The organism is Brevibacillus reuszeri, assembly GCF_002897295.1.
Taxonomy (GTDB): domain Bacteria; phylum Bacillota; class Bacilli; order Brevibacillales; family Brevibacillaceae; genus Brevibacillus; species Brevibacillus reuszeri_A.
Genome location: NZ_BEXF01000110.1, coordinates 1 through 826, shown reverse-complemented (window position 1 = coordinate 826; position 826 = coordinate 1). Strand labels below are relative to the sequence as shown.

At 36.6% G+C, this 826-nt stretch carries 1 protein-coding gene; it reads right to left on the bottom strand.

Going from position 1 to position 826, the window contains the following annotated elements; all coding sequences use genetic code 11:
* Positions 1-317: 317 nt before the first annotated feature.
* Positions 318-826, bottom strand: a 509-nt coding sequence (locus C3B52_RS35680) for a PIG-L family deacetylase (protein WP_103111014.1), incomplete at its 5' end; no start/stop codon positions are given.

Below are 826 nucleotides of genomic sequence, written 5' to 3'. Positions count from 1 at the left end.
ATTATGTGTCTAAGAAAAATTACGTATGTATTCGAAGAGAGAACATTCAGTCACATACACAGAAACGGGACACTGAGGAATATATGAGAAATTGTAAATTAGTTACCTATACAGATGACTTTATACCTTATACAACCGTAACTATTCCAGATGAAGGTACCCGTAGAGAAGAATATAATTCACTCTCAAATGTCTCCATTTAGCAAATTGGACATTTGAAGCGAAGAATGGGCTGTTCCGGTAGTATAACTACTTTAGGGACTGTCCATTCTATTCGCTGTAACAAACAACATTGCCGCACATTCGATTATTATACACTAACTTAATTTCCGAATACTTTCGTAATCCGTATATTTCTTTAGCCATTCAATGTCCTGACTTCTGTATCGTTTTAAAATTTTGTATTTTTGCTTGATCAGATCTTCAGGCAATTTATATTTAGAGCGTTTAAAAATATACATCTTCTCCTGAGCCAGCTCTCTGACAACCTGATGCAATGCTCTGTGTTGAGTATGGCCATACTCCCCTTTTTTATTGTGGGTCACAATCATCGTGATCTGAGGATTGGCTTGCAGTACCTGTGCGATATCTTTTTTCAAAGCCTTTCGGTTAAAATCTCCTTCCCATTTATCTTTATAACTCCACATTTCATACTCGGCTCCTACGTCTTTCATTGCTTTTTTAAACTCTCTTGCCCGCACTTTGTGTTTTCCATTAGTTACACAAATAACTTTCCACCCTTTTCCCTTGATAAGTTGAGCTCCTCCAAAGATTATTTCATCATCAGGATGGGCTACAATCATCAATTTATTGAACATTGTCTTCC